Genomic DNA, 20,765 nt, shown 5'->3' with positions numbered 1-20,765 from the left:
CTTATGAAGCGGCGATCTCCGCCGGTTGCGGTGCTCTCCGCTGCAGGTTGAGCAGATTTCCCATGAGGATCAGCAGGGCGCCACCGGCGGTGAAGGCGTCGATCTGCTCGTGATAGAGCAGCCATCCGATCACCGCCGACAGCGGCACGCGCAAAAAGTCCATTGGCGAGATGACCGTCGCATCGGCATAGACAAGTGCGCGGGCCATGCAGAAATGCGACGACATGCCGGTGAAGGCGATGAGCAGGATCCACGGCCAGAGCTCAAGCGGCGGGTTGCGCCATTCGTAAAGCGCCGGGACGAGGCCAAGCAGCGACTGGATGATCAACATCCAGAAGATGATGCGCACGACGCTGTCCGTCCGCGTCAGCGACTTGACGAGAACCACCGAGACGCCGAAGCAGACCGCGGCTCCCAGCACGATAACATGCCCCGGATTGACCGCGCCGACGCCCGGACGCACGATGATCACAACGCCGATCAGCCCGAGCACGATTGCCGCCAGCCGTGGCCGGGAGAGCCTTTCGCCGAGGAAAGCGACGGCCAGCAAAGCGGTCCAGATCGGCGTCGTGAATTCGATCGAGATCAGTACCGCAAGCGGGATCAGCGTCAGGGCGTAGAGCCAGGCAGCCTGGCCGGTATAGTGGACGACGTTGCGGGCGATATGAGCCAGCGGGCGTCCGGTGCGCATCGCCGCAAAACCGCCTGACATCATGACCAGCGGCAACAGGATGAAAAAGCCGATCACCGAGCGCAGCTCGAGCACCTGGAAGACGTTTAGTTCGGCCGTCGTGGCACGGCCGGCCACCGACATCGCCAGGAACGAGGCGATCGACAGCGCCATCCAGAACGCGGCCTTGGGGATCGAGGGTGCGGGTGCCATGCGGCTATGTCGCAAGCCGGAGCGCTCATCGCAACCGCTAGCCGACGCATTCGACTGGGCCAGCCGCGCAGCGTTGCAAACAGTGATGTTGAAGCCGGAACCCGCCGCTGAGGGGAGCGTTGGTCCCTCAGTGTTTGCGTGCTGTGTTTTGGATACCAACGAGGAGCGGTCCGATGAAATCACTTGCACGATTTGTACTTGCCGGCTGCCTGACGGCCGGGGCCGGGGCAGCGCATGCCGACGATCCGGATTTTCTTCGCTCATTCCAGGGGAATTTCGCCGGCAAAGGCATCGTCAAGGTGACCACCGATGCGCCGACGGTGAATGTCTCCTGTCATTTCAATTCCGACGCAACGTCGAGCTCGCTGTCGCTCGACGGCAGCTGCCGCGGTCTTATCGTGGTAACGCGCGCCATCAGCGCCGATCTCAAATCGAGCGGGACGAAATACACCGGCACCTATGTCGGATCGCGCACCGGGCCGGCGCAATTGAGCGGCAGCCGCTCCGGCAACGCAATCAATCTCGGCATCCGTTGGGCCAAGGAGGTCAATGGCGATCGCAAGGCGCAAATGACGGTCGAGAAGAACGGCGAGAATGGCATGCGGCTGATCGTCGTCGATACCGATCCGAAAACCGGGAAGAGTGTGGTGACCACCCGGATCGATCTGCAGCGCACGTGACTGGGGCAAGTTGATATTCAGGTGAGGCCGGCCTGCGAAAGGCGGTTTCCTGCGCATCCAGTGCTCACGTATTCACAAGTGCGCTCCGCTCCGGTTCTCGGAAACCACCCTTCTCGACTCGGCCTGACCTGAATCTCAAACATGCCGGTATCATTCCTCGACCGGTTCGGGCGGATGGGCATCGCGGCCCTTGCCGAAGGTATAGCCGGTTTCCACCGCCCTGCGGCCGAACTTGCCGCGCAGCGTGTCGATGGCGCCTTCGGCCATGGCGCGCTTGCGTGACTGGACGTCGACCAGGTCGGGCGGGTCCGCCCGGTCATCGTCGGAGAGATCGCTGACGCCAATGCCGAGCAGCCGGTATTTCGTGCCATCCGCTTCCTTGCGCAGCAGCTCGAGCCCGGTCTGAAAGATGCGGTCGGCCAGCCGGGTCGGATCGCCGAGCTGGCGATTGCGCGTGCGGATCTTGAAATCCTGGGTCTTCAGCTTGAGGACGACGGTGCGTCCGGCAATGCCGGATTTCTTCAGCCGGGCCGAGACTTTTTCCGACAGCGCCCTCAGCACCGAAACCAGTTCGTCGACGGAGGCGATGTCGGTATCGAAAGTGGTTTCCGCCGAGACGCTTTTCGTGTCCTGGTCGGGAACGACGCGACGGTCGTCCTCGCCGCGCGAAAGCCGGTAGAGCCGGTCGCCCATGACGCCGTAGCGGCGCATCAGATCGCCACGTTCCATGCGCTGCAACTGGCCGATGGTGTGGATGCCGTCGCGCTCGAGGGTGGCGGCAAAGGCCTTGCCGACCCCCCAGATCAGCGTCACCGGCTGCTCGGCCAGGAAGCCGATAGCCTCGGCCTCGCCGATCACCGAAAAGCCGCGCGGCTTGCGGAAGTCCGATGCCACCTTGGCCAGGAACTTGCAGTAGGAAAGACCGGCCGAAACGGTGATGCCGATCTCCTTTTCCACGCCGAGTGCGAAGCGCGCCAGCACCACCGCAGGCGGCAGGCCATGCAGGCGCTCGGTGCCGGCGAGGTCGAGAAAGGCCTCGTCGATCGAGAGCGGCTCGACCAGCGGCGTCAGCGCCTGCATCATGGCGCGCACCTCACGGCCGACGCGGACGTATTTTTCCATGTCCGGCGGCAGGACCACCGCTTCCGGACAGGCTTCGAGCGCCTTGAACATCGGCATTGCCGAGCGCACGCCGTGGATGCGGGCAATGTAGCATGCGGTGGAGACGACGCCGCGCTTGCCGCCGCCGATGATCAATGGCCGGTCCTTCAACGCCGGGTTGTCGCGCTTTTCGACCGCCGCGTAGAACGCGTCGCAATCGATATGCGCAAGGCGCAGCCGGTAGAGCTCCGGATGGCGGGCGAGCCGTGGACTGCCGCAGCGCTCGCAACGGCGTGCCTCGCTGCACTGAAAACTCAGGCAGTCGCGGCAAAAACCGTGTTCGGAATTGTTGACAGGGGCCGCCATCGCTGCGAACATAAAGAGAACAAATGCAATGGTACGTCAGGACGGATGCCACGACAAGGCGGTGGGCCGGGAGAGAGCTCATGAATACGACCATAGCGCCGCTAGTGCCCGAGCTTTGGGCGGATTTCGAAGATCTTTTCGGTAGGCAAGGCGCCTGCTACGGCTGCTGGTGCACACATTTCCGGCTGTCGCCCGCAGCACGCCGCGCGAGCAACCGGGAGCGCAACAAGGACCACATCAAGGCGCGGATCGAGGCCGGGCCGCCGCCCGGCCTGCTGGCTTTCGAGGGTGGCCAGGCGGTCGGCTGGATGCAGATCGGCCCGCGTGCCGACGTGCCCGAATGGAACAACCAGGGCAGGGGGTCGGCGCCGATCGACCCCGCCGACGCCAGCGATCTGGGCGTCTGGGCGATCTCCTGCTTCTTCATCCGCACCAAAGCACGGGGCAAGGGCCTGTCGCACCGCCTGGTCCAAGGCGGCATCGAGTTCGCCCGCGAGAACGGCGCGCGGCTGATCGAGGCCTGCCCGATCGACCTGTCGAAGGATTCGCGCTCGATCGGGCTGTTCGTCGGCTCGTCGCGGGTCTTCGAAAAGGCCGGGTTCCAGCGATTGGTCGAACGTAAGCCAGGCCGACCGCTGGTGCGGCTGGTGCTTTAGCCGGATGCGCTTTTGGCCTACAGTCGGCGTCTTGCCGCTGTAACGCTGTTTCACTAACACAAGCAATGATTTGGCCCGAGACAACGGAGAATCGACGTGAAGCGTGTATTGCCACTTGTTCTCGCCGTCGCGTTTAGCGCGCCCGCTTTCGCCCAGACCGTCGACAGCCAAGGCGCGAAGAAGCTTACCGATGATCTGGCACATTATTTCGGCAGGCAGGGTTTCGATATCGGGCTGGTGAAAATCACTGCCGACGGCGATGCGTACAAACTCGCCGTCGATTTCAAGCCGCTCGTCGCTTTGCTGTCGAAACAGGATTCCTTCAAGTTCGACGTCACGCCTTACGACATGCGGGTCAAGCCGCGCCAGGACGGGCAGTGGGACGTGTCGGCGGATACGTCGCTGACCGGATCGTTCGATTTCAAGGGGCCTCAAGGGCCGCAGCACATCGACTTTTCGGTGTCGAACAACAAGTTCACCGGTGTATATGATCCGGCCCTGGTGGCCTTCGTCAGCGCCACGGGGTCAATGGACGCTATGACGATGAAAACCCGGGAGCCGAAGCAAGAGGCCGATGTCTCTGCCGGTGCCGGCACCGCCACGCTAAATTCGACGAAATCGGCGAACGGCGGCATCGATTTCACTGTCGCGGAAAAGATCTTGAATTTTGCTGAAGTCCTCAAAATCAACGATCCCGAGCGAGGGTTGAATTTCCCGGTCACCCTCAATGCGCCGGAACTTTCGGTGCATGCAAACGGCAAGGGTGTTCGGACAAAGCCGTTGATGGATCTGCTTGCTTTTGCCGTCGCTAATGAAGACGAGGCGAAACTGAAAGTAAATCAGGCGGAACTTAAGTCACGTCTTCTTGCGGCGTTGCCTGTCTGGGAAAGAATCGACGGAACGTACGCCTTCAAGGATTTCGCAATTGAGAGCCCAGTCGGCAAGTGGGGTGCGAAGCAGTTGGATTTGGCTAGTGGCATGGATGGCGTCTCCCAGAACGGCAAAATCAACTATGGGATCAAGGCCTCCGGTCTGACGATCCCCCGGCAATTGCTGCCCGCCTGGACTGGTCCACTGGTGCCGACGGATATCGACCTCAACTTCGGCGGTGCCAATATCGATCTCGACACGATGGCGAAGAAGGCGATCGAAGCCTTTGATCTCAATAAGAATCCGCCGTTGCCGGGGGAATTCGGCAAGGCTTTGGTCGCCGATTTCAAGGCCAAGAAACCCAAAGTAATCCTCGGCCACTCGACCGTGAAGAATGGCGACGTCGAAGTCGCCATGGAAGGCGAGATGACTTTCCCGGGCGGCGAAAAGCCTGATGCGACCGTGACCGTCGCTGTGGCCGGCTACGACAGGATCGTCGATGCCTTGAAGGAAGGCGCCAAGAGCGATGAGCAGATGGCGCAGGCCTTCCCCTTTGCGCTGGCCGTCAAAGGTTTTGGCAAGACGCTGCCGGATGGCCGGCTGGAATGGGTGATCAACACCAAGGCCGATGGGTCCGTTGCGGTCAACGGCGCCATGCTGAAGGGGCCGGATGAAGTCCAGGACGACAGCGCCGGCCAGGATGACAACTCGGGCGATGATGGCGCGAATGGAACGGACAATTCGACCGGGGGCGAGGATTCGGACGGCGGCGACAATGGCGGGGCAGGACCGAAGCTGCAGCCCTGAGCGCTCGCATTAAAGCCCCAGAGCGCTCGCGATCTTCGGCGCGCCGTCGCGCCAGTCTTCGACGACGATGACGCCGTCCGGCGGCGGCGGCAGGAAAGCGCGCAGCGAATTGTCGGCCATCAGATGGAAGAGATACGCATCGGCGACCGAGTTCTGCACCGACACAAGATTGGACGGCTGATCGTCGACGAAAGCGACCGGGCGGCCCTTGTTGCCGCGCAATTTGGCCACCGCCGGTCCCTTGGCCATTTCGGTGGTCAAAAGCGGGTAGGGCAATCCGAGCGCGTCGAGATGCGCACGGCGCACCACGCGGTGCTTGTGCGGCATGGCGGTTAGCAGAACGATCTCGGCGCTGTCGCTAAGCGCTGCAAGAGCATCCTCGGCACCGTCGGTGATGCTTTGCCAATCGGCCTGGGCGTCAAAGAATTCCCCCAGAAGTGCCGTAACCTCGGGCTGTTCGATCAAACGGCCGCTCGCCGTTTCGGTGATGTTGCCGGTGAGGCGGAAGGAAGCCAGCGTCAGGCCGAAGCCGCGCGATTTGAGGAAATGCGGAAACGGCCGGATGAATTCGAGCACGACGTCGTCGACGTCGAGCACCAGCAGCGGCCGGTCGTCGGCGGCCAGCTCCTCGATCTGCCGCGCCGTCTCGGGATCGTCGCTCATACCGAATGCTCATGATTGTCGTCGCCGAGCGGCAGCGCCCGCAATGCCTTGCCGACTGCGGCGGGCGGCGTTCCGGTCTCCTCGGAAAAACGCATCAGCGTCGGCTCATGGGCAAGGATGAACTGCAGCACGCCGGCCAGGAATCCCGGCTCGCCCGCCGCCCGGCGGATGGAATGGGCTTCGATGCCGGTGATCGCCAGGAAGCGGGGCAGAAGTTCCGGATCGGCGGCGACGAAGCCCAACGCCTTTACGGCAATGGTTTCCGCTTCCTCGCGCATTGACGCTGCGTTTGCCATCGCTACCTTCCTTCATGGGCGGAATCGTTCTGTTTTCGCAGTAGTGGCAAGTGTCGCCGGCAGCAAGCCGCCGATCTGGAATCCGAACGCTTTTAGGGCGGCCGGTTTGCGTTTCGTCAATCATATTGCCGTATAGTGGGAACAGGTTTGGTGCGTGCCGACAAGGGGCGCATGACGGCACCCTTCGAGTGGAAGGTCAGCCGGGACGGGAAATCGATGCCAAAGAAGGTTATGATCGTCGAAGACAACGAGCTCAACATGAAGCTCTTTCGCGACCTCATCGAAGCGAGCGGCTACGAGACGGTGCGCACACGCAACGGCCTGGAAGCGCTGGATCTGGCGCGGCAGCACAGGCCGGACCTCATCCTGATGGACATCCAGCTGCCGGAAGTGTCGGGCCTCGAGGTCACCAAATGGCTGAAGGAGGACGATGATCTCCACGTCATCCCGGTCATCGCCGTCACCGCCTTCGCGATGAAGGGGGACGAGGAGCGCATTCGCCAGGGCGGCTGCGAGGCATATATCTCCAAGCCGATCTCGGTGCCGCGTTTCATCGAAACCATCAAATCCTACCTGGGCGATGCCTGATGTATCTTTCCAGCCGAGCCGGAGCTTTGTGAAATGACCGCGCGGATCCTCGTCGTCGATGACATCCCAGCCAATGTCAGGCTGCTGGAGGTTCGGCTGCTCGCCGAATATTTCGAGGTCCTGACCGCCACCAACGGGCCGGACGCGATCGAGATCTGCGAGAACGGCAAGGTCGACGTCGTGCTGCTCGACGTGATGATGCCCGACATGGACGGGTTCGAGGTCTGCCGGCGGCTGAAGGGCGACCCGGCGACATCGCACATCCCTGTCGTGATGATCACCGCGCTCGACCAGGTTTCGGACCGGGTGCGCGGCCTCGAGGCCGGCGCCGACGATTTTTTGACCAAGCCGGTCAACGATCTGCAGTTGATGACGCGCGTCAAGAGCCTGGTCAGGCTGAAATCGCTGACCGACGAGCTGCGGCTGCGCGCCTCGACGACACGCAATATCGGCATCGAGGAGCTTTTGAGCCGCAACTTCGCTGCCGACGACGCGGTGCCGAAGGTGCTGCTGGTCGACGAGCGCAAATCCTCGTTCGAGCGCATCCAGAAGATGCTGCGCGGCAGTGCCGATCTCGACGTCGCCAACGATCCGCATGCAGGCTTCTTCCAGGCCGCCGAGCAGCCGTATGAATGCGTGATGATCTCGACGGCCTTCGCCGATTTCGACCCGCTGAGGCTCTGCTCGCAATTGCGCTCGCTCGATCGCACCCGTTTCCTGCCGATCATCCTTCTGGCGGACGAGGGCGAGGAGGGACGTATCATCCGCGGCCTCGAACTCGGCATCAATGATTATCTGATGCGGCCGATCGACCAGCAGGAGCTGACCGCGCGGCTGCGTACGCAGGTGCGCCGCAAGCGCTACAACGACCAGCTTCGCGCCAGCGTCACCCAGACCATCGAGATGGCGGTGACCGATGCCCTGACCGGCCTGCACAACCGGCGCTATCTCGACAGCCATCTGCAGACGCTGTTCGACCGCGCCGTGGCACGGCGCCGGCCGCTGTCGGTGATGATCACCGATCTGGACCGCTTCAAGAGCATCAACGACGCGCATGGCCATGACGGCGGCGACGACGTGCTGCGCGAATTCGCGCGGCGGCTGCGCAAGAATGTGCGCGGCATCGACCTGGCCTGCCGCTTCGGCGGCGAGGAGTTCGTCGTGGTGATGCCGGACACCGACGGCGCGGTGGCCGAAAAGGTCGCCGAGCGCATTCGCGCCGAAATCGCCCAACTGCCGTTTCCCGTCGGCGCCGAAGGCAAAGCCGTCGAAGTCACCGTCAGCGTCGGCGTTTCGTCGGTGCTGAAAGGGGTGGACACGGTCTCCGCGCTAATGAAACGCGCCGACCTTGCGCTCTACGAAGCCAAGAGCGGCGGCCGCAATCGCGTCGTCGCCAAGGCGGCTTAGCACCGAACACCAATTGCCGGGTCAACGCGACAAGGTTACGAATTTACCTTAATCCAAGCGATTTGCGAGGCTTGGTTAAGAAACGGTTGATTTCCATAAGTTGTTGCGCAAATGTGCAGCCCTTAGACGTAACCGGCACGAGGCTAGATCGCCGGTTCGACCCGAAGAATACCCCATGATGCTCAGGTCCGCCGCATCTCCTGGGTCCGTGGGGTCGGCCGGCCGGCGCTGGCACATAGTGGCCTCCTCGTACCGCTGCCAAACGCCGGCCGGCCCCCAATTTTCAAAACACATCAGGATTCTACGCCAAGACCCGGAAAATGTTTGATTTTTGTTGCGGCAGCGACAGCGCCCTTTGAAATAGCCGGCTTGGGCAGGGCGTATGCGCCCGCAGTCGATTGACAGGCCCTGTCTTCTATGCAGAAATTGGTTGGACCATTGAGCCATTTGGTGACCCGTGGCATGACCGAATTCGGCCTTTCCCCCATACAGGCAACTGCTCGTGACGACGCGGTGCTCAAGGCGCTGGCCGGCTTTGTGATGCGGGAAGCTCTCGGGCCCGGCCAGAGACTGCCGACCGAACGAATCCTTGCCGAGCGCCTCAAGGTGAGCCGCAACACCGTGCGCGAGGCGTTGACGCGGTGGGAAGGGCTCGGCCTGGTCGAACGGCGCCAAGGCAGCGGCACCTATCTCAAGGGAGTGGTCTCGCTGGACATGCTGCACATGCCGCTGACGCTGGCCGGCGGCAATGATTTCACCAGCCTGATGCAGACGCTGGAAATCCGCCGGGCACTGGAAGCGGAAGCCGCCGCCCTGTGCGCCGTCCGCGCGGGCCAGGCAGATCTCGTCGAGATCGGGCGCAAGCTCGACATTATGGAGCAGGCCTTCCACACCCGCGCCGGGATGTCGGCGGAGGAGGACTGGGAATTCCACCAGTCGATCTACCGCAGTTCCGGCAATCCGCTGTTCGAGCAGATCATCGCCGCCATGCACGAACTGTTCCATCGTTTCTGGGAGCATCCGCTCGGCGTTCGTGATTTCGGCCACGCCAGCTTTCCTTACCACCGCACCATCTACGAACGCATTGCCGCGCACGATCCGGAGGGGGCTCGGGCCGAGGCGCTCAAGCTGATCGCCACCGTCGAGGACGATCTGAAGCGCGGCGCGGCCAAACTCGAACTTTCAGGCCAGAAATGAACGATCATCCCGCCGGTTTCGAAAACGACTATCTCGCCGAGGCAGCGACGCTTCTCGCCCATGACGAGCCTTTCCCCGGCGGCGCGGTGGTCCCGCCGATCTACCAGACTTCGCTCTTCACCTTCGCCAACTATTCCGAGATGGCCGACACATTCGCCGGCAGGCGACGTCAGCCGATCTATTCGCGCGGCGACAACCCGACGGTCATGGAGTTCGAGGCGCGTGTCGCCGCTCTCGAAGGCGCGGAGGCCGCGCGCGGCTTTTCCAGCGGCATGGCGGCGATCAGCGCCACGGTGCTTGCTTTCGTCGGTGCCGGTGAGCGCATGGTTGTCGTGCGCAATTGCTACGGCGATGCCTACCGGCTGTTCGAACGGCTTTTGCCACGGCTCAACATCAAGGTCGACTATGTCGACGGTTCCGATCCGGACGCGGTCGCGGCAGCACTTCCCGGCGCCAAGCTGCTCTACCTGGAAAGCCCGACGTCGATGATGTTCGAGCTCCAGGACATAACCCAGCTGGCGCGGCTGGCCAAAGAGCAGGGCATCATCACCTCGATCGACAATTCCTGGGCGACGCCGGTGTTCCAGAAGCCGATTTCGCACGGTGTCGACCTGGTGCTGCATTCGGCCTCGAAATATCTCGGCGGCCACAGCGACACCGTCGCCGGTGTGGTGGCCGGTTCGGCCGCCCATATCCGACATATCAACGAGCAGACCTATTCCTATCTCGGCGGCAAACTTTCGCCTTTCGAGGCCTGGCTGTTGCTGCGTGGCCTGCGCACATTGCCGCTGCGGTTGCCGCACCACATGAAGAGCGGGCTGACCATCGCCGAACGGCTGAAAGCGCATGACCATGTCGAGCGGGTCAACCACCCGGCCTATTCCAACCATCCAGGCAAGGCGACGCTTGCCGGCTATGCCGGGCTGTTCTCGTTCGAAGTGACGGAAGACGTCGACATCCCGGCTTTCGTCGATGCGCTGAAACTCTTTCGCATCGGCGTCAGCTGGGGCGGCCATGAGAGCCTGGTCGTTCCGGCAAAGGCCTCGCTCGAGCAGACGCCGGGCCTGAATTCGATGGCGCGCTTCGGCGTCAGCCCACGAACCATCCGCTTCAGTGTCGGATTGGAAAGTGTCGAAGACCTGTGGGCGGATGTTGCCCGGGCCTTCGACAGAGCAAAAAGATAAAGGAGCCGTTCAAAATGGGAGTGCTGAACATGAAAAAACTGAGCATCCTTCTTGGTGCCGTCTTGGGTCTGGCGATTTCCGCCGGCAGCGTGCTGGCCGATTCCACGGTCAAGATGGTCGAGGTCATCACCAGCCCGCCGCGTACCGAATTCCTCAAGAAGCAGATCGCCGAATTCGAGGCGGCCAATCCGGGTGTCAAGGTCGAGCTGGTATCACTGCCCTGGGGACAGGCGTTCGAGAAGTTCCTCACCATGGTGCAGGCCGGCGACACGCCCGACATCGTCGAGATGCCGGAGCGCTGGATGGGCCTCTATGCGACCAACGGCCAGCTCGAGGATCTCGGGCCATACATGGCCAAATGGGACGATGCCAAAACGCTTGGCGAGCGTGCCAAGCAGTTCGGCTCGACGGTCGATAACAAGCAGTACATGATCCCTTACGGCTATTACCTGAACGCGCTGTTCTGGAACAAGAAGCTGTTCAAGGAGGCCGGTCTGGACGGTCCGCCGGCGACGCTCGATGAATTCGTCGAGGACTCCAAAAAAATCTCGGCGATACCGGGCAAATATGGCTACTGCCTGCGCGGCGGCCCGGGCGCCTTCAACGGCATGCATATGTTCATGAACATCGCAGCCGGCAAGGGCGGCTATTTCAACGAGGACGGCACCTCGACCATCAATGAGGAAGGCTCGGTCAAGGGCCTGCAGATGCTCGCCGACATGTACAAGAACGGCCTGGCGCCGAAAGATGCGGTGAGCTGGGGTTTCAACGAGACCGTCACCGGGTTCTACAGCGGCACCTGCGCCATGCTGAACCAGGATCCCGACGCGCTGCTCGGCATCGCCGACAAGATGAGCGCCGACGATTTCGCCGTGGCGCCGATGCCGGTCGGGCCGAGCGGCAAATCCTATCCGACGCTCGGTTATGCCGGCTGGGCGATGTTCGCCAATTCCCAGCACAAGGACGATGCCTGAAAGCTGATGGCGACGCTGTTGTCGCCCAAGGACAATCTGGAATGGGCAAAGGAAGTCGGCGTCATTCCAATCCACAACGGCGCCGACCAGGACGCTCACTTCAGGACCGAGCAGTTCAAGGGCTGGTTCGAGGAACTGAACAACGGCGACAAATACGAGATGGTGACGCCGCCGACTCACCTGGAAAACCTTGGCAATTTCGTAGACCAGGTGGCGATCAAGAATTTTCAGGAAGTGCTACTTGGTCAGAAGGCGGCCAAGGACGTGGCCGACGAATGGGCCAAGTTCCTGACCAAGGAACAGCAGGACTGGCTGGCCAAGAACAAGAAATAGCTTTTCTTCCTTCTCCCGTTCACGGGGAGAAGGTGTCACGACGTGACGGATGAGGGGCGGCGCCAACCCGACTTGGCTCGCGCTGCTTCTCATCTGCCTGCCCGTCCTCCGCAGCAGCTGCGCTGCAGCTGCGGAGGGTGGACCGGCATCTCCCCGTAAACGGGGAAGGCGCTGTCGCCAGCCCGTGCTTACCCAGGAGACGATCCAGTACCAATGACCTATGCCGTGTCCGAAATCCGATCCGCCGGGAGGCCGCGAAAGAGGCGGCTATCCCATGCCGCGATCGAGCCTTGGCTCTATCTCAGCCCGGCGATCGCGCTGCTGGTCGTCGTGCTGCTGGTGCCGCTGGTTATCGGTGTCGGCTACTCGTTCCGCAAATTCTCCGCTTTCAAATCCGAATATGTCGGGCTTGGGCAGTATCAGGCGATGCTGTCGGATCCTGTGCTCGGGCAGGCGCTCGTCAACACGCTATGGTGGACGGCAGCCAGCCTGTTCTTCCAATTTTTCCTTGGACTTGGCCTGGCGCTGCTGCTCGACACCCCGTTCCGGGGCAGAAAGATCGTGCAGGCCGTGGTGTTCCTGCCTTGGGCGGTACCGTCCTTCCTCTCGGGCCTGACCTGGGCCTGGCTGTTCAACCCGATCATCGGGCCGCTGCCGCATTGGCTCTACGCCTTGGGGCTGAAAGCCGAGCCAACCAACGTGCTCTCCGATCCCTCGACAGCCATGTGGGGGCCGATCGTCGCCAATGTCTGGTTCGGCATTCCCTTTTTTGCCATCACCCTTTTGGCGGCGTTGAAGTCGATCCCGTCAGAACTGCATGAGGCGGCGGCGATCGACGGCGCCTCGCCGTGGCAGCGCTTCACCAAGGTGACGCTGCCGTTCCTGGCGCCGACCATCGTCATTACCGTCATGCTGCGCACGATATGGATCGCCACATTCGCCGACCTGATCTTCGTCATGACCGAAGGCGGGCCTGCCGGTTCGACCGCCACAGTGCCGGTCTATATCTATGTCAGCGCGTTCAAGTCGCTGGACAAAGGCTATGCCTCCGCAGTGGCGGTCCTGCTGCTTGTGCTGCTCATCGTCTACGCGGTTGCGCTTATCGGCATCCGCCGTTCGCTGGTGAGGCACGTCTGATGATTGCCGGACGCTCCGCTTCCTCGCGCGTCCTCGGCGGTATCGGCCTTTACGGCGCCATCGCCGCCTATATGGCCTTCGCGTTGTTCCCGATCTTCTGGACGTTGAAGATCTCGGTTACGCCGGAGCGGCTGCTCTATTCCGAAGGCATCACTTTCTGGCCGTCGCAAGCGACGCTGCAGAACTTTGTCACCGTGCTCGAAGCCACCGATTTCCCGCGCTACTTCCTGAACAGCGTTATCGTTTCGGTGTCGACGGCAGCCTTCGTAACGGTCATTGCCACGCTGGCCGGCTACGCCATGTCGCGATTTTCCTTCCGCGGCAAGGCGACCCTGGCCATCCTGCTTTTGCTCACCCAGACGTTCCCGCTGGTGATGGTCATTCCGCCGATCTACCGCATCATGGGGCAGATCGGCCTCATCAACAGCCTGATCGGCCTCGTCATCATCTACACCGCATTCAATACGGCCTTTGCGACCTTCCTGATGCAATCTTTCTTCGACGGCATCCCGCGAGACCTGGAAGAGGCAGCCATGATCGACGGCTGCACGCGCTTGCAGGCGATGCGCAAGGTGATCGTGCCGCTGACGCTGCCCGGCATGGGCGCGACGCTCGGCTTCGTCTTTACCGCCGCGTGGAGCGAGTTGCTGTTTGCGCTGATGCTGATTTCCAGCGACGACCAGAAGACTTTCGCGGTCGGCCTGCTCACCTATATCGGCAAATTCGCGGTCGACTGGGGACAGATGATGGCGGCTTCCATCCTGGCGCTGATCCCGGTCTGCGTCTTCTTTGCCTTCCTGCAACGCTACCTCGTCACCGGCCTTACCGCCGGCGCCGTCAAGGGATAGATCGATGGCCTCCGTTACACTCGACAAAGTCCGCAAAGACTATGGAGCCGTGCGCGTTCTGCACGCGGTCGATCTCGAAATCGCCGACGGCGAGTTCGTCGTTCTGGTCGGCCCGTCCGGCTGCGGGAAGTCGACACTGCTGCGTATGATCGCCGGGCTGGAGGAGGTCTCCGACGGCGAAATCCATATTGGTGAGCGCCTGGTCAACGACATTGCGCCAAAGGACCGCGACATTGCCATGGTATTCCAGTCCTACGCGCTCTATCCGCACATGGACGTGTCGAAGAACATGGGCTTCAGCCTGATGCTGAGGAAGGCCGGGAAGCCGGTGATCGATGCAAGGGTGGACGGGGCCGCCAAGCGGCTCGGGCTCGATGCGCTTCTGCAGCGCCTGCCTCGGCAATTATCCGGCGGCCAGCGTCAGCGCGTCGCCATGGGCCGTGCCATCGTACGCGACCCGAAGGTCTTTCTCTTCGACGAGCCGCTTTCGAACCTCGATGCCAAGCTGCGCGTTCACATGCGTGCCGAGATCAAGGCGCTGCACCAGCAATTGAAGACCACTTCGGTCTATGTCACCCACGACCAGACCGAAGCGATGACAATGGCCGACCGCATCGTCGTCATGCATGACGGCCTCGTCCAGCAGGTCGGTGTGCCGCTCGATCTGTACGACCGGCCGGTCAACATGTTCGTCGCCGGGTTCATCGGCTCGCCCGGCATGAATTTTCTGTCTGCCGTGGTTGAAAAGGGCGCCAAGCCGGATGCCATCCTGGCCGACGGCCAGAAGCTGAGGCTGCCGGACGGCCTGCCGCTCAGGGATGGCGATGCGATCACCGTCGGCTTGCGGCCCGAGCATATCCGGCTCGCCGACAATGGCGCGCTGAAGGGCGAGGTGGGTGTCGTGGAGCCGCTCGGCCTGTCCACCCAGTTCTATGCCAGGCTTGCCGGCCAGCAGGTCTGCGTGTTTGCCATGGGCCGGGCCAGCGTGAAGCCGGGTGAGGCCGTGCGCCTGTCGGCTGATCCGGCATCGCTCCATCTGTTCGATCCGGCAAGCGGCGATCGCATCGGCTAGCCCTGTATCCCCGAAATGAAAAACGCCGCCCGGAAGGCGGCGTTTCGGTACTGCGAGAAAAAACCCGATTACTTGATCTTGGTTTCCTTGAATTCGACGTGCTTCTTGGCGACCGGGTCGTATTTGCGGAACGACAGCTTGTCCGTCTTGGTGCGGCTGTTTTTGCTGGTCACGTAGAAGAAACCGGTGTCGGCGGTCGACAGAAGCTTGATCTTGATGTTTGCGGCTTTGGCCATGATGTCCGTCCGTTGAATGTTCGTGGAGTTTTGGCCGCTGGAGCACGGGGAAACACCCGGACGCGGGAAACTTGCCGCGACACATAAAGAACGCGCCCGGAAAGTCAACCCTTGTCCACATTCACCCTTGTCCAGATTTATGCGTCTTCCCTGACTGGCATCGCCTTCTTCCAGTCTCCCGTCGTGTTCCACCAGCGGTTCGGGTTGGTGCGGTCGTCGAGACCCTTGGAGCGGCTGGCAAGCAGTGGCTGAATGCGGATCACCGGTTCCTGATAGCTGTGAACCTGATAAATCGCCTCGACGACGCGTGCGGCGAGCTTCTGGTCATCAGGCAGTTCGAACGACACCTCGACAGTCCCCGACCGCCTGCGCAATTCCGTCTCGGCGCCGGCGGCGGCACCTTCAAGCGGCCGGTAACGTTCGATGCCGTCCGCCGACTGAAAGGCATTGCTGTCATATTTGCCCATTTCGAGCGGCGCGATCGCGACCACCGCCTCCATGATGCGGTCGACATCGGCTGCCGGTGCCTGAAAGGTCACCAGCAGCAGCAATTCCATCCGCAGCGATTTCGTTTCAAAGCCACTATCGATCATCCGAGGTCTCCCTGCTTATGCACTTTGGGGGAGCATATACTCGAGCCCTCCTGACATGGTTGTGTCAGGAGTTGGTCAGCAGTGGGAGCGATGTCGGCAGCTGGGCCGACTCAGAGGATTTTGTGGAGCAGCCTGGTGCCGACCAGCACGATATAGCAGGCGAAGAACAGGCCGAGCGCCCAACCGAAGCCCGACGGCCCGAAAGCGTCCATGCCGATGCCGATCGCCTGCGGGCCAAGCACCATGCCGACGCCGTAGCAGAGCACGAAGGCGGCGTTGGCGGAGGCCAATTCGTGGCCGGAAAGCTGCGAGCCGAGATGCGCCAGGCCGATTGTGTACATGGCAGCGACCACACCGCCCCAGACGAACAGAAGCGCTGCCATCAAATGCCAGTTCTGCGCGAAGTACGGCATGAAGACCGTGCCGGCAAGCCCGACGGTGGCACAGGCCATCAGCAGATAGCGACGGTCGCTTACGCGGTCGCTGATCATGCCGATCGGGATCTGCAACAGCACGTTGCCAAGCCCGATCATGGTGAGCAAAAGGGCGGCGTCCGCCTCTGAGTAGCCTATGCGGCTACCGTAGACCGGGAACAGTGCAAAGCCGCCGGTCTCGACCGCGCCGAACACCAGCACGGCCGCGGTCGCCGTCGGCACCAGCCAGATGTAACGCAGGAAATTGCTGGTTTCGCCGTCCGAGACGATCGTCGGGCTCTCGTTGCGTGCCGCCAGGACCGGTATGGCAGCGAGCGTAACCAAGGCGATGGTAACGCCGAAGGGCAGGAAGCCACTGCTGCCGAGATGGGCGAACAGCCAAGGCCCGGCGGCAAAGCCGAGAGACAGCACGGTGGCATAGATGCCGAGGACCAGTCCGCGCCGGTGTGGCGGCGCCGAGGTGCTGATCCAGAATTCCGACAGGATGAACAGCACCGTCAGCGCGATATGCAGCAGCACGCGCAGCGGAAACCACATCCAGAAAGCTGGCGCGAAATGGAAACCGACAAAGGCCAGCGCCCCGGCGGCGATCATGGCAAGCATCGTCCAGGCGACCCCGAACCGCATGGCAAGCGGGGTGGCGAGCGGCGCGCCGGCGATAGAGGCGAGGCCGGCGACCGCGGTGTTGAGACCGATCATCGACGCGGAATGGCCACGCGTTTCCAGGATCACGCTGAGCAGCGGCATGCCAAGGCCGATGGCAATGCCGACGACGCTGATCGACGAGATCGCCGCGACCATCGGCAGCCAGTGTACGCGTTCCTTGCCCTGCGGCTGGGTATCGACTGTCATGGAATGCCTGGCTGCTCTAGAGAATTTCGCGGACGAAGCGATTGCGGACAAGCCGGTAGAACGGCACGGGACTGCCGGGGCTCAGCAGCGGATCCCAGGCGAGCCGCGTTTCCAGTTCCTCCAGGACGGTGCGCGTGATGTCTGGAATATCGGCTTGCCTGGCCTTGGCCAGCGGCAGCCAAACGACGTCCTCCAACTCGTTGGTCGGACCGCCACCCGGCCGTTCAACGGCGACATCGTCGCGCCATGCGGCGAGAAAGCGCGTATCGAAGCGGCGCACCCGGTTGGGCGGGGTGATGGCGCGTGCGACGAAGCGCAGCGCTTGCAGTGATGGGATGACGCCGTGTTCGACAAAGCCCTGCCAGTCGCGCCTGGCGGTTGCGAACACGCCTTTTTGACCGATCAGCAGGCTGGCCTCCTCATAGGTTTCGCGGATTGCCGACAAGGCAATGGCGCGGGCGCGAGCCGGGCTGGTGCGACCGATGCCAGCGGTCAATCTCGCTTCTTCCTCGGGATGAAGTGCGGTGGCTGTCGAGATGCGGCTGTCGGCCGGATCGGTGCGGCCGCCGGGAAACACGAATTTTCCCGGCATGAAGGCATGACCGGCGTGGCGGCGGCCCATCAGCACCAGGAATTCGTCGCCTTTGCGGTCAAGCAGGATCAGCGTCGCGGCGTCGCGCGGGCGTATAGGCTTGGCCTCGAGCGCGATCCGCTCAACCTTGTCGACTTCCGCCTTGGTCATAACGTCCATGCGGTCGACCTAGCGGAATCTTCTCCGATGCGAAAGTGGCGTCCAGCCATGCCGATTGCGCCAGCCTCGGTTTCAAGCCTCGGGATGCGACTCGATCAGATCTTCTTCACCGCCAAAGCCGTGCATATAAAACGCCCATTGCAGGCCGATGACAGCGCCCTTGACCGGCTGCAGCAGGACGACGGCCAGAATGATGGTCAATGGCACCCAGATGGCGATGTGCTGCCAGGTAGACAGCGTCGAGGTCGCCTCGACACCCATGAAGGCCCCGAGCACGATGTGGCCGACAATGACGACCACGAGATAGGCCGGCAGGTCGTCGGCGCGATGGTGGTGGAGCTCCTCGCCGCAATGATCGCATTTGTCGACGGTCTTGACGAAGGCGCGAAACAGCTTGCCCTCGCCGCAATGCGGGCAGCGGCCGAGCATGCCGCGCTTCATTGCCGTCCATAGCGGCCGGGCGGTCCGGCCCGAGTGATGTTCGCCACCGAAAATCCGTTCTTCCACCTGCAGTTCTGTTGGCATTACCGTCTCCTGCCGCGCGAGCCTGGACGCGATTGCGACGCCCGGGCGCGGCCTTTGGCCTTGTGGAACGACCGTTTGGAGCCGGGCAGCGGCTTGGGCTCGGTCAGCATCTCGAAACGCATCGCGCCGGCCATCGGCGCCACCTCGATCAGGCGAACCTCGACGCGATCAGCAAGCTGATAGCCCTTGCCGGTGCGTTCTCCGAAAAGCGATCGAGCAGTTTCGTCGTATATATAGTAGTCGCCGCCCAGGGTTGAAACCGGAATGAAGCCATCCGCGCCGTACTGCGGCAATTGGACAAACAGGCCCGATTTGGTGACGCCCGAGATGCGGGCGTCGAAACGGTCGTCGATGCGCTCGGCGAGATAGGCGGCGATCAGCCGGTCGACCGTGTCGCGCTCGGCGGCCATCGCGCGCCGCTCGGTCGCCGAAATCAGCGCCGAGACCTCTTCCAGCCGCTCCGCCTCGTCCTGCGTCAGGCCCCCCGGACCAAGGCCGAGTGCGGCAATCAGCCCACGATGCACGATCAGGTCGGCATAGCGACGGATCGGCGAGGTGAAATGCGCGTAGCGCTTCAGGTTGAGGCCGAAATGGCCGATATTGGCGGGCGAATATTCGGCCTGGCTCTGCGAGCGCAGCACCACTTCGTTGACCAGCCCCTCATTATCGGCGCCGCGCACGCGAGCGAGGATGCCGTTGAACTGGTTCGGCAGCATTTGCGCGCCGCGCGCCAGCGACAGGCCGAGCGTCTGCAGGAATTCACGCAGCGATTCCTGCTTGGCGAGCGAGGGCGCATCGTGGATGCGGTAGACCAGCGCCTGGCGCTTCGCCTCGAGTGTCTCGGCGGCGGCGACATTGGCCTGGATCATGAACTCTTCGATCAGTTTGTGCGCGTCGAGCCGCTCCGGCACGACGACCTTGTCGACGGTGCCGTCCTGCTTGAGCAGGATCTTGCGCTCGGGCAGATCGAGTTCGAGCGGCTGGCGGGTGTCGCGGCCGCGCTTCAGGATCGCGTAGGCGTCCCATAGCGGCTTCAGCACCGTATCGAGGATCGGGCCAGTCGTGTCGTCCGGTGCGCCGTCGATCGCCGCTTGCGCCTGCTGATAGGCGAGTTTCGCCGCCGACTTCATCATGACGCGATGGAAGGAATGTCTGAGTTTGTGGCCATCGGCCGAGAAAGTCATACGCACCGCTATCGCCGGACGATCCTGGCCCTCGCGCAGTGAACAGAGGTCGTTCGAGATGCGCTCCGGCAGCATCGGTACGACTCGGTCGGGAAAATAGACCGAATTGCCGCGCTTCAGCGCTTCGCGATCGAGCGCCGTGCCATAGCGCACGTATGCAGCGACATCGGCAATGGCGACGGTGACAATCACGCCGCCGGCGTTCTTCTCGTCGGTGTCGGGCATGGCGAACACCGCGTCGTCATGATCCTTGGCATCGGCCGGATCGATGGTGAGCAGCGGCAGCTCGCGCCAATCCTCGCGGCCGGCAAGCGTCGCCGGCTTGACCGCCTCCGCCTGGGCGATGACGTCGGCGGGGAAAATATGCGGAATGTCGTGTGCGTGGATGGCGATCATCGAGACCGCCTTTTCGCTGGTCAGCGACCCCAACACCGCCAGAACCTTGGCTCGCGGCAGCCCGTAGCGCGAGGCCCGTGCCGGCTCGACCTCGACCAGGTCGCCGTTCTTGGCGCCGTTCTGGAATTCCTTGTCGACGACCAGCTCCGGCTGACGCCTTTCCACCGGTTCGATGCGGAACGTGCCGTCCTTCAGCACACGGAAAACGCCGAGAACCGCATCGGTGCGCTTCTCGAATATCTTCATCACCCGGCCCGTATAGGCCGGACCCGCCGGATCGTCGGTCGGAAAGGTCTTGGCCAGCACGCGGTCGCCGATGCCCGGCGTCGGGCCATTGCCGCCGCGCGACACGCGGATCGCTATGACCGGAGGTTCGCCATTGCCAATCGCTTCGGTCGGGTGCGCCAGCAGCACACCGTCGGCGTCACGGCCGAAGATGTCGAGCACCGCGACGTGGGGCAGGGCGCCGACACGGGCAAGCCGCTTGCGCTCCTTGGTCAGCAGGCCTTCATCCTGCAGGTCGCGCAAGACGTCCTTCAGCCAGATACGGTCTTCGCCGCGCAGCGCAAACGCCCTGGCGATGTCGCGTTTTCCGGCTCGGTCCGGATTTTCGGCGATGTAACGCAGTATCTCGTCGCGTGAAGGCCGGTAATTGTCCCTGACCTTGGCACGGGTATCGGCGGTGCGCAGATCGCCGTGGCTTCTTCCGGAGACTTTGCGCGCCAACCCGTC

Annotated in this window: 20 protein-coding genes and 1 pseudogene; 11 read left to right on the top strand and 10 right to left on the bottom strand. The window is 62.7% G+C overall.

Annotated features, from left to right (window positions below; translation table 11 throughout):
• Position 1 precedes the first annotated feature (1 nt).
• Complete coding sequence (locus tag NKH41_RS14280; RefSeq protein ID WP_352471788.1) at positions 2–883, bottom strand: DMT family transporter; 882 nt, start codon at positions 881–883, stop codon at positions 2–4.
• A gap of 173 nt (positions 884–1,056) precedes the next feature.
• Between NKH41_RS14280 and NKH41_RS14275 the strand changes: the two genes are divergently transcribed.
• The gene (locus NKH41_RS14275) at positions 1,057–1,563 is read left to right on the top strand and encodes a hypothetical protein (protein WP_352471786.1); all 507 of its coding nucleotides are present in this window, start codon (positions 1,057–1,059) and stop codon (positions 1,561–1,563) included.
• Between the two features lie 150 nt (positions 1,564–1,713).
• Here NKH41_RS14275 and NKH41_RS14270 read toward each other — a convergent pair whose 3' ends face one another.
• Positions 1,714–3,042 carry a DNA polymerase IV gene (locus NKH41_RS14270; protein WP_352770266.1) on the bottom strand — a complete coding sequence of 443 codons (1,329 nt, stop codon included), beginning with the start codon at positions 3,040–3,042 and terminating at the stop codon, positions 1,714–1,716.
• A gap of 68 nt (positions 3,043–3,110) precedes the next feature.
• Here NKH41_RS14270 and NKH41_RS14265 point away from each other — a divergent pair, with 68 nt between their 5' ends.
• A complete protein-coding gene (locus NKH41_RS14265) occupies positions 3,111–3,686 on the top strand; it encodes a GNAT family N-acetyltransferase (RefSeq protein WP_352742543.1) in 576 nt (191 codons plus the stop codon).
• Between the two features lie 348 nt (positions 3,687–4,034).
• A complete protein-coding gene (locus tag NKH41_RS14260; RefSeq protein WP_352777897.1) occupies positions 4,035–5,363 on the top strand; it encodes a hypothetical protein in 1,329 nt (442 codons plus the stop codon).
• A gap of 9 nt (positions 5,364–5,372) precedes the next feature.
• Here the strand turns inward: NKH41_RS14260 and NKH41_RS14255 are convergent, their stop codons facing one another.
• Positions 5,373–6,026: a hypothetical protein gene (locus tag NKH41_RS14255; protein ID WP_352770271.1), complete on the bottom strand. Its 654-nt coding sequence runs from the start codon at positions 6,024–6,026 to the stop codon at positions 5,373–5,375.
• Positions 6,023–6,322, bottom strand: coding sequence for a DUF3572 domain-containing protein (locus tag NKH41_RS14250; protein WP_352502452.1), 300 nt, complete (start codon positions 6,320–6,322; stop codon positions 6,023–6,025). Before NKH41_RS14250 ends, NKH41_RS14255 begins: the two co-directional genes overlap by 4 nt.
• A gap of 216 nt (positions 6,323–6,538) precedes the next feature.
• Between NKH41_RS14250 and NKH41_RS14245 the strand changes: the two genes are divergently transcribed.
• The 8 genes and pseudogenes from NKH41_RS14245 (at position 6,539) to NKH41_RS14210 (ending at position 15,062) form a co-directional block, all read left to right on the top strand.
• Positions 6,539–6,910, top strand: coding sequence for a response regulator (locus NKH41_RS14245; RefSeq protein WP_006334976.1), 372 nt, complete (start codon positions 6,539–6,541; stop codon positions 6,908–6,910).
• 33 nt (positions 6,911–6,943) lie between these two features.
• Positions 6,944–8,317: a PleD family two-component system response regulator gene (locus NKH41_RS14240; protein ID WP_352448689.1), complete on the top strand. Its 1,374-nt coding sequence runs from the start codon at positions 6,944–6,946 to the stop codon at positions 8,315–8,317.
• Positions 8,318–8,779: 462 nt separating this feature from the next.
• A complete protein-coding gene (locus NKH41_RS14235; RefSeq protein ID WP_023679986.1) occupies positions 8,780–9,514 on the top strand; it encodes a FadR/GntR family transcriptional regulator in 735 nt (244 codons plus the stop codon).
• A complete protein-coding gene (locus tag NKH41_RS14230; protein ID WP_352770275.1) occupies positions 9,511–10,698 on the top strand; it encodes a PLP-dependent transferase in 1,188 nt (395 codons plus the stop codon). Before NKH41_RS14235 ends, NKH41_RS14230 begins: the two co-directional genes overlap by 4 nt.
• Positions 10,699–10,727: 29 nt before the next feature.
• A pseudogene (locus NKH41_RS14225) lies at positions 10,728–12,005 on the top strand (ABC transporter substrate-binding protein).
• 213 nt (positions 12,006–12,218) lie between these two features.
• Complete coding sequence (locus tag NKH41_RS14220; RefSeq protein ID WP_352471776.1) at positions 12,219–13,142, top strand: carbohydrate ABC transporter permease; 924 nt, start codon at positions 12,219–12,221, stop codon at positions 13,140–13,142.
• Entirely contained in the window at positions 13,142–13,990 is an 849-nt protein-coding gene (locus NKH41_RS14215; RefSeq protein WP_352770280.1) for a carbohydrate ABC transporter permease, read from the top strand. The genes NKH41_RS14220 and NKH41_RS14215 overlap by 1 nt, the downstream gene beginning before the upstream one ends.
• A 4-nt stretch (positions 13,991–13,994) precedes the next feature.
• A complete protein-coding gene (locus NKH41_RS14210; protein WP_352770283.1) occupies positions 13,995–15,062 on the top strand; it encodes an ABC transporter ATP-binding protein in 1,068 nt (355 codons plus the stop codon).
• 68 nt (positions 15,063–15,130) lie between these two features.
• Here NKH41_RS14210 and rpmG read toward each other — a convergent pair whose 3' ends face one another.
• From rpmG to rnr, 6 genes are all read right to left on the bottom strand, one after another.
• Positions 15,131–15,298, bottom strand: a complete 168-nt coding sequence (rpmG, locus tag NKH41_RS14205) for a 50S ribosomal protein L33 (protein WP_006201775.1) — start codon at positions 15,296–15,298, stop codon at positions 15,131–15,133.
• A gap of 137 nt (positions 15,299–15,435) precedes the next feature.
• Complete coding sequence (locus NKH41_RS14200; protein WP_352770284.1) at positions 15,436–15,891, bottom strand: YqfO family protein; 456 nt, start codon at positions 15,889–15,891, stop codon at positions 15,436–15,438.
• A 110-nt stretch (positions 15,892–16,001) separates the two neighbouring features.
• On the bottom strand, positions 16,002–17,177 hold the full coding sequence (locus NKH41_RS14195; protein WP_352770286.1) for an MFS transporter: 1,176 nt from the start codon (positions 17,175–17,177) through the stop codon (positions 16,002–16,004).
• A 16-nt stretch (positions 17,178–17,193) separates the two neighbouring features.
• A complete protein-coding gene (locus tag NKH41_RS14190) occupies positions 17,194–17,928 on the bottom strand; it encodes an NUDIX hydrolase (protein ID WP_352770288.1) in 735 nt (244 codons plus the stop codon).
• Between the two features lie 72 nt (positions 17,929–18,000).
• Positions 18,001–18,453, bottom strand: a complete 453-nt coding sequence (locus NKH41_RS14185; protein WP_023679976.1) for a DUF983 domain-containing protein — start codon at positions 18,451–18,453, stop codon at positions 18,001–18,003.
• On the bottom strand, positions 18,453–20,759 hold the full coding sequence (gene rnr, locus NKH41_RS14180) for a ribonuclease R (protein ID WP_502895688.1): 2,307 nt from the start codon (positions 20,757–20,759) through the stop codon (positions 18,453–18,455). Before rnr ends, NKH41_RS14185 begins: the two co-directional genes overlap by 1 nt.
• Between the last annotated feature and the right edge of the window lie 6 nt (positions 20,760–20,765).

It is taken from the genome of Mesorhizobium sp. M1169, assembly GCF_040318345.1.
GTDB lineage: Bacteria > Pseudomonadota > Alphaproteobacteria > Rhizobiales > Rhizobiaceae > Mesorhizobium.
The sequence above is the reverse complement of the archived record's forward strand: the minus strand, read 5'-3'. Positions and strand labels throughout refer to the sequence as shown.

What these genes read in the sequence shown, in the direction of transcription:
- NKH41_RS14280 (WP_352471788.1), bottom strand. Translation starts at nt 883, where the DNA reads ATGGCACCCGCACCCTCGATCCCCAAGGCCGCGTTCTGGATGGCGCTG.
- NKH41_RS14275 (WP_352471786.1), top strand. Translation starts at nt 1,057, where the DNA reads ATGAAATCACTTGCACGATTTGTACTTGCCGGCTGCCTGACGGCCGGG.
- NKH41_RS14270 (WP_352770266.1), bottom strand. Translation starts at nt 3,042, where the DNA reads ATGTTCGCAGCGATGGCGGCCCCTGTCAACAATTCCGAACACGGTTTT.
- NKH41_RS14265 (WP_352742543.1), top strand. Translation starts at nt 3,111, where the DNA reads ATGAATACGACCATAGCGCCGCTAGTGCCCGAGCTTTGGGCGGATTTC.
- NKH41_RS14260 (WP_352777897.1), top strand. Translation starts at nt 4,035, where the DNA reads ATGCGGGTCAAGCCGCGCCAGGACGGGCAGTGGGACGTGTCGGCGGAT.
- NKH41_RS14255 (WP_352770271.1), bottom strand. Translation starts at nt 6,026, where the DNA reads ATGAGCGACGATCCCGAGACGGCGCGGCAGATCGAGGAGCTGGCCGCC.
- NKH41_RS14250 (WP_352502452.1), bottom strand. Translation starts at nt 6,322, where the DNA reads ATGGCAAACGCAGCGTCAATGCGCGAGGAAGCGGAAACCATTGCCGTA.
- NKH41_RS14245 (WP_006334976.1), top strand. Translation starts at nt 6,539, where the DNA reads ATGCCAAAGAAGGTTATGATCGTCGAAGACAACGAGCTCAACATGAAG.
- NKH41_RS14240 (WP_352448689.1), top strand. Translation starts at nt 6,944, where the DNA reads ATGACCGCGCGGATCCTCGTCGTCGATGACATCCCAGCCAATGTCAGG.
- NKH41_RS14235 (WP_023679986.1), top strand. Translation starts at nt 8,780, where the DNA reads ATGACCGAATTCGGCCTTTCCCCCATACAGGCAACTGCTCGTGACGAC.
- NKH41_RS14230 (WP_352770275.1), top strand. Translation starts at nt 9,511, where the DNA reads ATGAACGATCATCCCGCCGGTTTCGAAAACGACTATCTCGCCGAGGCA.
- NKH41_RS14220 (WP_352471776.1), top strand. Translation starts at nt 12,219, where the DNA reads ATGACCTATGCCGTGTCCGAAATCCGATCCGCCGGGAGGCCGCGAAAG.
- NKH41_RS14215 (WP_352770280.1), top strand. Translation starts at nt 13,142, where the DNA reads ATGATTGCCGGACGCTCCGCTTCCTCGCGCGTCCTCGGCGGTATCGGC.
- NKH41_RS14210 (WP_352770283.1), top strand. Translation starts at nt 13,995, where the DNA reads ATGGCCTCCGTTACACTCGACAAAGTCCGCAAAGACTATGGAGCCGTG.
- rpmG (WP_006201775.1), bottom strand. Translation starts at nt 15,298, where the DNA reads ATGGCCAAAGCCGCAAACATCAAGATCAAGCTTCTGTCGACCGCCGAC.
- NKH41_RS14200 (WP_352770284.1), bottom strand. Translation starts at nt 15,891, where the DNA reads ATGATCGATAGTGGCTTTGAAACGAAATCGCTGCGGATGGAATTGCTG.
- NKH41_RS14195 (WP_352770286.1), bottom strand. Translation starts at nt 17,177, where the DNA reads ATGACAGTCGATACCCAGCCGCAGGGCAAGGAACGCGTACACTGGCTG.
- NKH41_RS14190 (WP_352770288.1), bottom strand. Translation starts at nt 17,928, where the DNA reads ATGGACGTTATGACCAAGGCGGAAGTCGACAAGGTTGAGCGGATCGCG.
- NKH41_RS14185 (WP_023679976.1), bottom strand. Translation starts at nt 18,453, where the DNA reads ATGCCAACAGAACTGCAGGTGGAAGAACGGATTTTCGGTGGCGAACAT.